Origin of the sequence: Bradyrhizobium sp. SZCCHNRI2009, from assembly GCF_032485115.1 — a bacterium.
Classification (GTDB): domain Bacteria; phylum Pseudomonadota; class Alphaproteobacteria; order Rhizobiales; family Xanthobacteraceae; genus Bradyrhizobium.
Window position 1 is genome coordinate 1 of the sequence record NZ_JAUEUH010000017.1, and the last position, 12646, is coordinate 12646.

The 12646-nt window shown below is 66.5% G+C and carries 11 protein-coding genes; 1 reads left to right on the top strand and 10 read right to left on the bottom strand.

The genetic code is table 11. From position 1 onward, the window contains the following. Window positions 1-179: 179 nt before the first annotated feature. A complete protein-coding gene (locus tag QX041_RS34065; protein ID WP_316168101.1) occupies window positions 180-1019 on the bottom strand; it encodes an NlpC/P60 family protein in 840 nt (279 codons plus the stop codon). Next, window positions 1012-2394 (bottom strand): leucyl aminopeptidase family protein, encoded by a 1383-nt coding sequence (locus tag QX041_RS34070; protein ID WP_316168102.1) that lies wholly within the window; start codon window positions 2392-2394, stop codon window positions 1012-1014. Before QX041_RS34070 ends, QX041_RS34065 begins: the two co-directional genes overlap by 8 nt. 193 nt (window positions 2395-2587) lie before the next feature. Between QX041_RS34070 and QX041_RS34075 the strand changes: the two genes are divergently transcribed. Further along, on the top strand, window positions 2588-3394 hold the full coding sequence (locus tag QX041_RS34075) for a tetratricopeptide repeat protein (RefSeq protein WP_316168103.1): 807 nt from the start codon (window positions 2588-2590) through the stop codon (window positions 3392-3394). Between the two features lie 25 nt (window positions 3395-3419). Here QX041_RS34075 and QX041_RS34080 read toward each other — a convergent pair whose 3' ends face one another. From QX041_RS34080 to cpaB, 8 genes are all read right to left on the bottom strand, one after another. Next, window positions 3420-4661, bottom strand: a complete 1242-nt coding sequence (locus tag QX041_RS34080; protein ID WP_316168105.1) for a Zn-dependent hydrolase — start codon at window positions 4659-4661, stop codon at window positions 3420-3422. 84 nt (window positions 4662-4745) lie between these two features. Beyond that, window positions 4746-5720 (bottom strand): type II secretion system F family protein, encoded by a 975-nt coding sequence (locus QX041_RS34085; protein ID WP_315753445.1) that lies wholly within the window; start codon window positions 5718-5720, stop codon window positions 4746-4748. Between the two features lie 8 nt (window positions 5721-5728). Continuing rightward, window positions 5729-6703, bottom strand: coding sequence for a type II secretion system F family protein (locus tag QX041_RS34090; protein ID WP_315713811.1), 975 nt, complete (start codon window positions 6701-6703; stop codon window positions 5729-5731). Window positions 6704-6714: 11 nt separating this feature from the next. Next, window positions 6715-8178 carry a CpaF family protein gene (locus QX041_RS34095; RefSeq protein WP_315713812.1) on the bottom strand — a complete coding sequence of 488 codons (1464 nt, stop codon included), beginning with the start codon at window positions 8176-8178 and terminating at the stop codon, window positions 6715-6717. A gap of 21 nt (window positions 8179-8199) precedes the next feature. Next, the gene (locus tag QX041_RS34100) at window positions 8200-9468 is read right to left on the bottom strand and encodes a CpaE family protein (RefSeq protein WP_315713813.1); all 1269 of its coding nucleotides are present in this window, start codon (window positions 9466-9468) and stop codon (window positions 8200-8202) included. After that, complete coding sequence (locus QX041_RS34105) at window positions 9465-10205, bottom strand: CpaD family pilus assembly protein (RefSeq protein ID WP_315713814.1); 741 nt, start codon at window positions 10203-10205, stop codon at window positions 9465-9467. Before QX041_RS34105 ends, QX041_RS34100 begins: the two co-directional genes overlap by 4 nt. A 22-nt stretch (window positions 10206-10227) precedes the next feature. Then, on the bottom strand, window positions 10228-11709 hold the full coding sequence (locus tag QX041_RS34110) for a type II and III secretion system protein family protein (RefSeq protein ID WP_315714366.1): 1482 nt from the start codon (window positions 11707-11709) through the stop codon (window positions 10228-10230). Between the two features lie 17 nt (window positions 11710-11726). Continuing rightward, complete coding sequence (gene cpaB, locus QX041_RS34115) at window positions 11727-12527, bottom strand: Flp pilus assembly protein CpaB (RefSeq protein ID WP_315713815.1); 801 nt, start codon at window positions 12525-12527, stop codon at window positions 11727-11729. Window positions 12528-12646: the final 119 nt, after the last annotated feature.

Below are 12646 nucleotides of genomic sequence, written 5' to 3' on the forward strand. Positions count from 1 at the left end.
CAAAACTGTCAACTATGTCCCCGAACAGGTGTAAGCTATGTCTCCGGGCTGAACAGCAGCGAAGCAATCCAGAGTCGTGGGCGGGACTCTGGATTGCTTCGCTTACGCTCGCAATGACGGAGGAGGGAGCCTGCGTCTCAAAACCTCATCGGGAGGACGCGCCAGCGCGATGAGGCGAGTCAATCCAGCCGCTTGATCGCGAGCACATCGCTCCCGCTCGCCTTGATACGGGCAATCGCTTCGCCGATCGGCTCGATCTGCGTGGCCATATGAAACGCGTTGGCGTGGACGATCGTGTCAGCATCGCGCACGATGGCGACGTGGCCCTTCCAGAACATCAGATCGCCGCGGCGAAGCGGCTCTCCCCCGTCGAGCAAGCGCCCCAGCGCGGCGAGCTGCATGTCGCTGTCGCGCGGGCACGGCACACCCGCAGCATTCAACGACACCTGCACCAGGCCGGAGCAGTCGATGCCGAGGCTGCTCTTGCCGCCCCACAGATAGGGCGTACCGACGAAGCGCTCGGCGACCGCGACATAATCGGGCTCGATGGCACCGAGCAGCGCCACGTGCGGCTTCGGCACGAACCAGCCCTCGGCCGTCACGGCGAAGCTCGCGTCCTCGCGGACCACCGCGACAGCGGACCCCATCGGCAGCGTCGCGACCGGCGGCAGCTTGATCGACGGACCCGGGAACGCGAAGCTGCGCAGTGCGCTGATCTTGTGCGTTGGCGCCGCAGCCGGCGTTGCCAGCGCCGCCTCCGGCAGCCAGCCGACATACTGATCGGCTGCAAGCTGGCCCCAGGCCCAGCCCTCGCCATTGCGATCGTAGACTATGACGCGCTCGCCCCTCAGCGCTTGCGTCGCCAGCTCGGCGCCGGAGAACGGCTGCTGGCGTAGCGGCGCGATGGAATCGACGACCACCAGCGCCTCGCCCTCGACGAAGCGCGCGGCCGTCACCTGTCCCTGGAGATGCTTCGCCGCGATGTCGCCGCGCGCGGGCGTGAGGCGCGGATCAGCCATAGCGCTCGCTCAGGAGCTTGTAGAGCGCGCGTGCGGCCTGGCACTCGCCGCCTTCGGGCCGGCCCGGCTTGGCCGACGGCGTCCAGGCGAAGATGTCGAGATGCAGCCAGCTCTTCGCGTGCTCGACGAAGCGCTGCAGGAACAGCGCGCAGGTGATTGAGCCGGCGAAGCCGCCCGAGGGCGCGTTGTTGATGGTCGCGACCTTGGAGTCGAGCCACGAGTCATAAGGCGCCCATAGCGGCATCCGCCACAGCGGATCGTTCTCGGCGGCCGCGCAGCGCGCGACGTCCGCGGCGAGCGCCTCGTCCTGGGTGTAGAACGGCGGCAAATCGGGACCGAGTGCGACGCGCGCGGCGCCGGTCAGCGTGCCCATGTCGATCAGCAGGTCGGGCTTCTCCTCGTCGGCCAGCGCCAGCGCATCGGCCAGGACCAGCCGGCCCTCGGCATCGGTGTTGCCGATCTCGACGGTGAGGCCCTTGCGCGAGGGAAACACGTCCATCGGCCGGAAGGCGTTGCCGGCGACCGCGTTCTCGACCGCTGGAATCAGCACGCGCAGATGCAGCTTGAGCTTGGCATCCATCACCATCTGCGCCAGCGCCAGCACGTTGGCGGCGCCGCCCATGTCCTTCTTCATCAGGAGCATGCTGCTCGACGGCTTGAGGTCGAGCCCGCCGGTATCGAAGCAGACGCCCTTGCCGACCAGGGTCACCTTGGGATGCGATGGATCGCCCCAGACGAGCTCGATCAGCCGCGGCGCGCGGGTCGAGGCGCGACCGACGGCATGGATCAGCGGATGGTTCTGGCGCAGCAGATCGTCGCCGACGATGCTGGTGAAGCGCGCGCCGAAGCGGTCGGCGACCTGCTTCGCCGCGGCCTCGAGCTCCTCGGGTCCCATGTCGTTGGACGGCGTGTTGACGAGGTCGCGCGCCAATGTCGCCGCGTCGGCCAGGCGGTTCAGCTCGGCGGCGTCGACGCCATCCGGCGGAACGAGGCGGACCTCCGGCGTCTCGGTCTTGCGGTAGCGGCCGAAACGGTAGCTGCCGAGCGCAAAGGCGAGCGCGGCGAGCCGTGCATCATGCGGCGCATTGGCGAAGCGGTAGGTGCCGGCGGGCAGCAGGCCGGGCAGGGCGCCCGGCCGGAACAGGTCACGGTGCTTGGCGTCGTCGTCCTCGAGGCCGAACAGCACCTGCGCGATGTGGCCGTCGGCGGCGGGCAGCGCCAGATAGCTGCCGGGCTTGGCGGCGTAGACGTTGGCCTCGGCGAAGTTGCGTGCTTCAGCCGACAGGCTCTCCTTGATCCCCGGCCAGCTCGCCTTCGTTACGAAGGTGATCGGGATGGCGGACGTTGTGGAGGCGGTCTCGAACATCGACGGCATGCCTAATGGTTCCCTAACTGGCGCGCGGCAGCCAGACTTCGCAGAGTTTGAAGGCCGCTGCAATCACGCCGGCCGCCTGGCCCGCAAACCGACGCGGATGTGACGATGGCGCCGTGGCCGCGCCATTAACCGGCTGTTAGCGTTAACAGTTTATTGCTGGCGCGTTCAATTCGCTCGTTCGAGTCCACGTGACATGCGTCAATCGCCTTCCATTCCCCGGCTGCTTGCGTCCGTTGTCCTCACCGCGCTCGTCGCTGCGGGCCTCGGCGGCTGCCAGACCATGTCCGACGTCACGGGCTCGCTGCGCGGTCGGGCCGAGCCGCCGCCGCCCGCGACCCCGCAGCGCGCGGTCGAGGTGTATGGCGAGCGCTACCGCGCCAACCCCAAGGATGCGGCCATCGCGGTCTCCTATGGCCAGGCGCTGCGCAACAACGGCCAGCGCGAGCAGGCGGTTGCGGTGCTGGAGCAGGCGACGCTCGCCAACGCCGGCAACAAGACCGTGCTCGCGGCCTATGGCCGAGCGCTGGCCGACAACGGCAATTTCAAGCTCGCATTCGACGTGCTGTCGCGCGCGCACTCGCCGGACAATCCCGATTGGAAGCTGCTGTCGGTGCAGGGCACGGTGCTTGACCAGATGGGCCGCCACGAGGAGGCGCGGCGCTATTACGATAGCGCGCTGAAGATCGTGCCCGGCGAGCCCTCGGTGCTGTCCAATCTCGGCCTGTCCTACATGCTGACGCGGGAGCTGCCGAAGGCCGAGGAGGTGCTGCGGCAGGCCTACGGCTCGCAGGGGGCGGACGCGCGGGTGCGCCAGAACCTCGCGCTCGTCGTTGGCCTGCAGGGGCGCTTCGCGGAGGCCGAGCAGATCGCACGGGCCGATCTGCCGCCGGACGAGGCCGCCGCCAACGTCGCCTATCTCAAGCAGATGATTCAGGGGCAGAGCCAGGGCAAGGGCAAGGCGCGCAATCCGCCGATGGCCGCGCTCAACCAGCCGGACTGACGACGTGCCTCGCTGATGACGTGGCCTATCGTGTCGCGCCTGTCAGCAGGCGGCGGCAGGTGTCGACGAACACGTCGGCTCCGGTGACGATGTCGGCATCGGAGGTGTTCTCGGTCCAGTGATGGCTGATGCCGCCGATCGACGGCACGAACAGCATGCCCGCCGGCATGATGGTGGCCAGCACCTGCGCGTCGTGTCCGGCGCCGCTCGGCATCCGCAGCGACTTGCCGGCGGCGAGATCGCGGCTGGCGGCCTCGATCGCATCCTGGGACGTGCCGTCCATCATGGCCGGCGCGCCGGTCCGGATGCGCTCGACGGCGACCTGGCATGGACCTGCCGCTGACGCCTGCGCAGCCATCTCACGCAGCAGCTCTTCGAGCCGGTCGACCACGGCGGCATTGTCGTCGCGGATCTGGAACAGCATCTCGGCGTGGCCGGGGATGATGCTCGGTGCGCCCGGATCGAGCGTGATGCGTCCCGTGGTCCACACCGTGCGCGGGCCGCAGGCGGCCGGAAAGCGCGCATCGATCGCCACACAGAACTTGGCGAGCGCGAGCCCGGCATCCTTGCGCACCGCCATCCGCGTCGTGCCGGCATGGTTCTGCTCGCCGGTGAAGGTGATGCGGTATTGCCAGATGCCGACGATCGAGGTGACGACACCGATCTTGAGCCCGCTCGCCTCGAGCGTGTCGCCCTGCTCGATATGAGCTTCGAGATAGCCGATATGCCGGCCGCGCTCGGCCTGCAGGCGCGGCCGTCCGGCGAGGCCCATCTCGGCAAGCGCCTCCCGCATCGTACGCGGGCTGCTGCGGTCGCGGGCAGCATCGATTTCGGCCTCGCTGACGTCGCCGACATAGGACCGGCTGCCGAGCATGCTGCCGAAATGGCCCTCCTCGTCGCACCAGGAGGCGACCTCCACCGCACCGACAATGGACGGATCGGGATTGAGCACGCGCGCCGCCTCCAGCGCGTAGACGACACCGAGCGGGCCATCGAGCCAGCCGGCCTGGTTCTGGCTCTCCAGATGCGATCCGGCCAGCAGCTTGGGGCCTGGCTTGGCGCTGGTGCCCAGCACGTTGCCGATGCCGTCGATATCAGGCGTCAGCTGCGCGTCGGGCAGGCGCTCGGCGAGCCAAGCGAGCGATTGACGATGGGCGTCGGAGAAGGTCGGCCGGTGCACGCCGGTCTTGTAGGTGCCGAAGGCGCGCAGCGCGTTCAGATCGGCCAGGACGCGGGCGCCATCGGCGCGGCGGTGCTTGTCGGACATCAGGCGGAGACCTCGATCATGCTCCGCCTAGCTTCCAGCGTAGAGCCGCGACCGCAAGCGAAATTTCTCGCGAGCGGTCTACCTCTACTGCATGGCCGCGACCTTGATGCCGGTCGGTCCCAGAATGACCACGAACAGCACCGGCAGGAAGAACAGGATCATCGGCACCGTCAGCTTCGGCGGCAGCGCGGCCGCCTTCTTCTCGGCCTCGTTCATGCGCATGTCGCGATTTTCCTGCGCCATCACGCGCAGCGATTGCCCGAGCGGGGTGCCGTAGCGCTCCGATTGCTGGAGCGCGAGGCAGACCGACTTCACGCCTTCGAGGCCGGTGCGCCGGGCGAGGTTCTCGTAGGCCACCTTGCGGTCCTGCAGGTAGGAGAGCTCCGCGGTGGTCAGCGTGAACTCCTCCGACAGCGCGATCGACTGGCTCGAGATCTCGATCGCCACGCGGCGGAAGGCGGCCTCGATCGACATGCCGGATTCGATGCAGATCAGCAGCAGGTCGAGCGCGTCGGGAAACGCGCGCTTGATCGACAGCTGCCGCTTGGAAATCGCGTTGCTGAGGAACAGCATCGGAGCCTGCAGGCCGAGATAGGCCATGCCGACGCAGATGCCGATCTTGACCGGCATCGATTTCTGCAGATGCGCGATCACGAAGACGTACAGCACGGAACCGACGAACAGAACCAGCGGCGTCACCAGGCGCGCGAACAGGAAGGTGATGTAGGGCGCCTGGCCGCGGTAGCCCGCCATGATGAGCTTCTCGCGGGCCGCCTCCTGAGCGAGCCATTTGGTGAGGTTGAAATCCTCCACCACACGAGAGATGAGCTGCTTCGGCGTCTGCCGCAGCGAGACCTTCTCGCCGGCGTTCAACCGCTCGCGCTCGCGCTGCTTGATCCGCTCGCGTTCGCTGGCGACCGCCTTCATGCGCTTGTTCAGGTTCTCGCCTGCGAACAGCGGCATGATCAGCGTATAGACGGTGGCCGTCGCCGCGATGGCGGCGAAGAACATCGTCATGAAGTGCGGGTCGTGCAGCTTGGAGACCAGAATGTCGACCATGGTCCACCTCAGAAATCGAAATTGATCATCTTCTTCATGACCAGGATGCCCATCGACATCCAGATCACGCAGCCGACCAGCATCAGCTGGCCGGTCGGATGGGTCCAGAGCAACGAGATGTAGTCGGGCGTGCTCAGATAGACCAGCAGCATCACGATCGGTGGCAGCGATCCGATGATGCCCGCGGACGCCTTGGCCTCCATCGACATCGCCTGGATCTTCTCGCTCATCTTCTTGCGGTCGCGCAGCACCTTCGAGAGGTTGCCGAGCGCCTCGGAGAGATTGCCGCCCGACTTCTGCTGGATCGCGATGACGATGCCGAAGAAGTTGGCTTCGGGAAGCGGCATCCGTTCATAGAGCCGCGCACAAGCCTCGCCGAGCGGCATGCCGATCGCCTGGGTCTCGATGATCCCGAGGAACTCGCTGCGCAAAGGCTCTGGCGCGTCGGCGGCGACGACCTTGATGGATTCGAACAGCGGCAGGCCCGCCTTGATGCCGCGCACGATGACGTCGACGGCGTCCGGCAATGCCGCCAGGAATTTCTTCTCGCGCCGCTTCTTGAGGTAGCCGAGGATCCAACGCGGCAGACCGAGACCGGCGGCGAAGCCGAGCCCGAGCGCGCCGAGCGGGCCGCCACCGGCGAAGAAGGCAACGGCGCAGACGACGAAGCCGAGGACACCGGAAACGATCCAGAATTTCTGCACGGTCCAGTCGAGTCCGGCCTGCGAAATCCGCATGTTCAGCGGGACTTTACTCTGCTTCTGGGCCTTCGCCTCGAGATCCTTCAGCGAGGACTCGACCTGCTCGCGGCGCGAGCGTTGGCTGCGTTCGGCCTGTCGGACCACCGGCTCGGACTTGGCGACGGTGCTGCGCCGCTGCTCGGCCTTCCGCTCACCCGACAGCAGGGGATAAAGGAACACCCAGGCGATGCCGCCGATCGCGGTGGCGGCGAGGAAGGCAAGGGCGAGAGCCTGAAGCTTCATGGGGTCTCTCCTCAGTCCTTGCTCGCAACTTCGGCGGCATCGAGTGCAGCCGCAAGCCGCTTCTCTTCGCCGTAGTAGCGCGCACGTTCCCAGAACCGCGGCCGGCCGATTCCGGTCGAGCGGTGGCGCCCGATGATCTTGCCGTTCGCGTCCTCGCCGATCATGTCGTAGAGGAAGATGTCCTGGGTGATGATGGTGTCGCCTTCCATGCCCATCACCTCGGTGATGTGCGTGATGCGGCGGGAGCCGTCGCGCAGTCGCGCCGCCTGGACGATGACGTCGATCGAGGCGCAGATCATCTCACGGATGGTCCGCGACGGCAGCGAGAAGCCGCCCATCGTGATCATGGATTCGCAGCGGGACAACGCTTCGCGCGGGTTGTTGGCGTGCAGCGTGCCCATCGATCCGTCGTGACCGGTGTTCATGGCCTGCAGCAGGTCGAAGGCCTCGGGTCCGCGGACCTCGCCGACGATGATGCGCTCGGGCCGCATACGCAGGCAGTTTCTCACCAGCTCGCGCATCGTCACCTGGCCTTCGCCCTCGATGTTGGGCGGCCGGGTTTCGAGGCGCACCACATGTGGCTGCTGCAGTTGGAGCTCGGCGGCGTCCTCGCAGGTGATGACGCGCTCGTCGTGATCGATATAATTGGTCAGACAGTTCAGCAGCGTGGTCTTGCCCGAACCGGTACCGCCGGAGATCAGCACGTTGCAGCGGACGCGGCCGATGATCTGCAGGATCTCCGCGCCCTCCGGCGAGATCGCGCCGAACTTGACGAGCTGATCGAGCGTCAGCTTGTCCTTCTTGAACTTACGAATGGTGAGCGCGGGGCCGTCGATCGCCAGCGGCGGAACGATGGCGTTGACGCGCGAGCCGTCGGCGAGACGCGCGTCGCAGATCGGTGACGATTCGTCGACGCGGCGGCCGACCTGGCTGACGATGCGCTGGCAGATGTTCAGGAGCTGTTGGTTGTCGCGGAACCGGATGCCCGTGCGCTGGATCTTGCCGTTGACTTCGATAAAGACCGTACCGGCGCCGTTGACCATGATGTCAGCGATGTCGTCACGCGACAGCAGCGGCTCCAGCGGGCCATAGCCGAGCACGTCGTTGCAGATATCGTCGAGCAGCTCTTCCTGCTCGGCGATCGACATCACGATATTCTTGATCGCGATGATCTCGTTGACGATGTCGCGGATTTCCTCGCGCGCGGATTCGCCGTCGAGCTTGGCCAGCTGAGCGAGATCGATCGCCTCGATCAGCGCCCCGAAGATCGTCGCCTTGACCTGATAGTAACTGTCCGAACGCCGGGCCTCGACAACCGGTGGTGGCGGCGGCGGAGCCTGCCGGGTCGGAGCCAGAGGTGGCGACGGCACGGCCGGAGACGCCGCGCGTGGTGCAGCCGGCGCCGGCTCGGGCGCCGGCGCGGCCGGCCTGAGGGCCCTGGTATCGTTGTCCAATCCGCTACGCTTACCAAACACGACTTAGAACTCCACGCGTGCTTACTTCGCCCTCAGCTTGTCCAGCAGAGGCGACAGGAAGGAGCCTTTCGGCTTCTTTGTCTCGCTGCGGCCGGTGAGCCGCTGCGCGATCTGGAGAAACATCTCCGTCGTCCGATGGCTGGGAGACATCTCCGCAATCATCTGGCCGTTGTTGGCGGCCGCGCCGAAGATCTGCGGCTCGAACGGGATCGTTGCGATCGGCGGGCTTTCGATCGCCTTGGCGAACTCGCTCGCATTGATCTCGGGCCGCTTGGGAACGCCGACCTGGTTCAAGCAGTAGAGCGGCATGCGATCGTTCGGCCGGGCGGCCTTGAGGAGATCGAACATGTTCTTGGTGTTGCGCAGCGAGGCGAGATCCGGCGCCGCGACGATCAGGATATCATCCGCGGAGATCAGCGCCCGCTTGGTCCAGCCTGCCCATTGATGCGGAACATCGAGCACGATGCATGGCATCGAGGCCCGCAGCGTGTCGAAGACCGCATCGAATGCCTCGGCGCCGAAATCGTAGACCCGGTCGAGCGTCGCAGGCGCGGCCAGCAGGCTCAGATGATCGGTGCATTTCGACAACAGCCGGTCCATGAAGGCGATGTCGATCCGGTCCGGTGAGAAGACGGCGTCCGCGATGCCCTGCGCGGGATCCTGGTTGTAGTCGAGGCCGGCGGTGCCGAACGCCAAATCGAGATCTGCCACCACGGAGTCCATCGACAGGTCGCGCGCGATCGCCCAGGCAATGTTATGGGCCAGGGTCGAGGCTCCGACGCCGCCCTTGGCGCCGACGACGGCAACGATGCGCCCGACGGCCTTGGCTTCCGGCGCGGAGAATAGGTTGCAGATCGAGCGGACGACGTCGATCGGCGTCACTGGCGACAGCACATAGTCGCTGACGCCGCGCCGAACGAGCTCGCGATACAGCGTGACGTCGTTGACGCGGCCGATCACGACGACGCGCGTGCCCGGGTCGCAAACCGTCGCGAGCTGATCCAGGCCGGCCAGGATGTCGGTGCGTGCATCCGTCTCCAGAATGATGACGTTCGGGGTCGGGGCAGACCGGTAGGCCTCGATCGCCGCCGCCATGCCACCCATCTGAACCTTCAGATGGGCCTTGCCGAGGCGCCGGTCCTCACCGGCGGCCTGGACCGTCGCGGCGGTTTCCACCGTCTCACAGAACGCCTGCACGGACACGCGCGGCGCGGGCGCGATGTGATCGTCGGCCGGCGGCGGCACGACGTCAGGCTGCTCCTCTTGGGTCTGTCGGGCGTAGCTGATCATTTGCCTGTGTCGCTGAGTTTGGCCTTGTCGGCCTCTGGATACGTGATCGCGGTTGATTGTCCCTTGCGATATTTGTCGAACAATGCCGTGCGCCGGGTGGTATAGGACGGCGTTTCGGATCGCGGCTGCACGAGATCCGACGGGTTGGCGACCATTGCCGCCATGTTGCGCTGGTAGGCGCAGCCGTAGTTCCAGTCAGGCTTGTTGTCGAACCAGTTCTTGTTCTTGATCGACGGCCCGAGGTCATCCGGCCAGATCCCGCAGGGCCCCACCGTGGCCGACATTTTTGGGTAGCTCAGCCGGATCGCGGCCATCTGGCGCGGGTCCTTCGGCTGATAGTTGCGTACGGTGATGCCGTGCGGCGGGACGCCGGCGGCGGCCAGCAGGGAGTGGATCTCCCGCATCGAGTCGGCGGCCGCCCGTGCGTTGGGGGTGCCGCTCGGCACGTCGGCGCTGATCGCGCCCGTGCCTTGGCGAATCCAGCTCTGGGCCAGTCCCATCACGTCGGCGCGCTGCTCGGCCGTCAGGCCGCCACGACCCTGGCCGACGAAGACCACCAGGGAGTCCGGGGCCTCCTGGATCGCGATCGGGTGGCGCAGCCGGTAGTCGTCGGGGATGCTCGCCGTGGTGGCGGCGTCTCTGGTGTAGTTGCAGGCGCCGAGCAGGGCTGCGGCTCCGGCGAGCGCTGCGGCAAGGGGCAGGCGTCGGTATCGGGCGGGGCTGGATGTGGTGGTCATCGTTGCAGGTCCTTGTCCCGGCTCAGTCCGTGATGAAGCCATAGGTGCCGCGATAGTTGCGTCCGGGTTCGACCCGGCCGGGTACGCCGTAGATGCGGTTGATGCTACCCAGGAGATCGGCCTGGGGGTCGGACGCGGCCGCAAAGCCGTCGTCTGGGCGGGAGAGATCCTTCTGTGCCACGGCGCGGACGACGAACGGCGTCACCAGAACCATCAGTTCGGTCTGGTTGTTGACGTAGTCGCGGCTGCGGAACAGCGCGCCGAGGACCGGCAGCTGCATCAGGCCCGGCATGCCGCTGATCGCCTGCTTGGTCTGCTGCTGGATCAGGCCGGCCATCGCCATGGCGCCGCCGGAGGGAATTTCGAGCGTGGTCTCGGCGCGCCGGGTCTTGATCGATGGAACCGTCAACGAGTTGACCGTCGTCGAGCTGACGGCTTGCGACAGCGTGATCGAGTTCTCGTTTGAGAGCTCCGAGACCTCGGTCATCACCCGCATCGAGATCCGGCCCTCGCTGAGCACGACGGGCGTGAAGTTGAGCGAGATGCCGAACTTCTTGAAGCTGATCTGCGTCGTACAGACATGGGTCGTCGGATCACAGGAGTAACCGGCGGGAACCGGAAACTCGCCGCCGGCGATGAAGGTCGCGGACTCGCCCGAGATGGCGGTCAGATTGGGTTCGGCGAGCGTACGGATCACGCCCGCGTTCTCCATGGCGCGCAGTGTCGCCTGCACCGTCGGGGTCGCCCCGCCCAACGCTGCGGTCACGGCGTTGTTGGAGACGAGATTGCTACCGTAGGCGGTGAACGGATTGGAGTTCGCGAATTTGACGACAGCAGTTCCGTAGTTGAGCTGGCCGGAGAGATCGATGCCAAGCTGCTTGACGACCGAGCGCTGCACCTCGGCGACCGTCACCTTCAGCATCACCTGGTCCCGGCCGCGCACGGTGATCGAGTTGACGACCTTGTCGGCGCCGCCGGCGAGCCGGGCGGCCAGTTCGCCGGCCTGCTGGGCTTCGATCTGGCTCGACGCCGAGCCGGTCAGCACGATGCTGTCGGCGAGGCCCTCGATCTGGATATCGGCATTCGGCAGCAACTGCTTCAGCGCCGCCCGGGCGCCGTTCAGGTCGCGCTTGACCGCGATGTCGTAGGCCGCGATCTGCTGGCCCTGCGCGTCGAAGAAGACGATATTCGTCTGACCGATCGCCGCACCAATGATGTAGGCGCGCTGAGAGGAGCGCACGACGGCATTCGCGATCTTCGGATCAGCGACAAGAACGTCCTTGATGTCGCGCGGCAGATCGATGACGACGGACTTGCCGATGCCGAGCGCAAGGAAACGTGCATTGATCTGGCCGTCCGCGGCGGCGGCTGCAGTCGCCGGGCGATAGTCTGCCGCGATCACCGGCGCGATCGCCGGATTGAGGGTCAGCGCAGCGGCGGCCGAAAACGACAGCGCGCGGACCAGCAGGGTCCGCATCTTACGCTGATTTTCGCTGCAGGTCATCTGGGTGGTCCTCTTGCTCACTTCTGCGTCGTCATCGTGCTGGGAATGCCGAAGCGGACGACGGCAACGCTGTCGCTGCGCTTGCGGCTGGTCTCGTCCGTGCGGCGCTCGGCCACGTTGACGTCGGCGATGCTGCGGAGCGCCAGGGACAGCGTTCCGGTTTGACGGGCACGCGCGAGCGTCTCGGCCTGTTCCGGCTTCAGCTCCAGCGTGACGGTCTTGCCGACCACCGTGGTCTGGCCGTCCTTTTCCTTGGGGGCCTGATCGATCGCCAGCACACGGATGTTCGACAGGATGATATCGGAGCTGACGACGTCGCCCGCGTTGGGCTGATCCGGATTGCGTTCGCGCTTGGACAGGATCACGTCGACGCGGTCGTTCGGCAGGATGAAGCCGCCGGCGCCGGTCTCCGGAGAAATCTCGGTGGAAACGGCGCGCATGCCGGCCGGCAGGATCGCGGCCATGAAGCCCGAGCCGTCGGCCTTGACGAGCTTTTGTTCGCGGATGGGCTCGCCGGCAATGAACGGCGCCCGCGCGATCGTGCCGGTTATCTGCGTCTGTCCTTCAGGCCGCTCGTTGCGGCGGATGAAGCTGGCACTAGCCGTGGCCGCCGGCCAGCTCTGCCACTGCAGATCTTCGGGCTTGAGGGATTGGCCGAGGGCGATGTCGCCCTTGGCGACGAGAACGTCGACGGTCGGCATCTGCGGCGCGGGCGCGGCGACTTGAGCCGGCCGGTCGTCGGACCCGCTCGCGAGATATGCGGCCACGCCGCCAGCGCCTACAGCGATGGTCAGAACCACAATGCGTGCGGTATTCATACGCTTCACTTTCCACATGACGCCGCGACGTTTCCGCCGCCGTGATGGGAGTTGAGCAGTTATTCGTCAAAGCATGGTTAATGAGGCGTATCTAAATCGCCTTAACACCGCGTTGACAC

Excerpts from the sequence above, each read along its gene's own strand:
- QX041_RS34065 (WP_316168101.1), bottom strand. The coding sequence starts at position 1,019 with ATGGCTGATCCGCGCCTCACGCCCGCGCGCGGCGACATCGCGGCGAAG.
- QX041_RS34070 (WP_316168102.1), bottom strand. The coding sequence starts at position 2,394 with ATGCCGTCGATGTTCGAGACCGCCTCCACAACGTCCGCCATCCCGATC.
- QX041_RS34075 (WP_316168103.1), top strand. The coding sequence starts at position 2,588 with ATGCGTCAATCGCCTTCCATTCCCCGGCTGCTTGCGTCCGTTGTCCTC.
- QX041_RS34080 (WP_316168105.1), bottom strand. The coding sequence starts at position 4,661 with ATGTCCGACAAGCACCGCCGCGCCGATGGCGCCCGCGTCCTGGCCGAT.
- QX041_RS34085 (WP_315753445.1), bottom strand. The coding sequence starts at position 5,720 with ATGGTCGACATTCTGGTCTCCAAGCTGCACGACCCGCACTTCATGACG.
- QX041_RS34090 (WP_315713811.1), bottom strand. The coding sequence starts at position 6,703 with ATGAAGCTTCAGGCTCTCGCCCTTGCCTTCCTCGCCGCCACCGCGATC.
- QX041_RS34100 (WP_315713813.1), bottom strand. The coding sequence starts at position 9,468 with ATGATCAGCTACGCCCGACAGACCCAAGAGGAGCAGCCTGACGTCGTG.
- QX041_RS34105 (WP_315713814.1), bottom strand. The coding sequence starts at position 10,205 with ATGACCACCACATCCAGCCCCGCCCGATACCGACGCCTGCCCCTTGCC.
- QX041_RS34110 (WP_315714366.1), bottom strand. The coding sequence starts at position 11,709 with ATGACCTGCAGCGAAAATCAGCGTAAGATGCGGACCCTGCTGGTCCGC.
- cpaB (WP_315713815.1), bottom strand. The coding sequence starts at position 12,527 with ATGAATACCGCACGCATTGTGGTTCTGACCATCGCTGTAGGCGCTGGC.